The organism is Vibrio sp. 704 (assembly GCF_033339295.1).
In genome coordinates, this window is the sequence record NZ_JAWOUH010000726.1 from 1 (window position 1) to 589 (window position 589).

Sequence of the window (589 nt, forward strand, 5' to 3'; positions counted from 1 at the left end):
TACGGACGGTTAGCAATCGTGTCGTAGCCGAAAGGATTCCCTGGTTTTAGAAAAAGATATTGCGTCAGACCAAATAGAGCTTCAATCACGACAGCCAGTACGATGAACCAAAGTAACCGTTGGCGATGCTTATTACTGAAATGAAATTGCTGTAAGACAACAAAAAACAGGAAACCACTCCACAGGCCGATAAGTTTGTTCGCTGCCAGAGTGCTGTCCGCATTGGGGTAGAATACTGGCAACGTCATGATGATCGCGCTGATCAGTAACCCGATGGTTAGTTTTGAATAGCGTAAAATGCGGTTACTCGCGAGCTGATAGCAACCGATACCTAACGCAAAGCTAAATGCAATCCACGTTGTTGCGTTGAAGGATAAGGCTAACCCTGATCCACCTGGATTGGGCATAAAAAAGTGCATGGCCAGTAAAAACAGAACGGCCAAGGCGATGAGAAACTTGCGATTGAGAGGAACTTGTACTTTTTCAGGAGAAAGTTTGGTTCCACTTACATGTATAGTAGCCATATATATTGCGTTGTTTTGAATGAAAAAAGACCAGCGTTGGCTGGTCTTTGTACTTTACCCGTTTT

1 pseudogene is annotated in these 589 nt (G+C 44.0%); it reads right to left on the bottom strand.

Annotated elements, in window-relative coordinates:
• A pseudogene (locus R7R24_RS28765) lies at positions 1–524 on the bottom strand (ligase); the annotation flags it as partial.
• Positions 525–589: the final 65 nt, after the last annotated feature.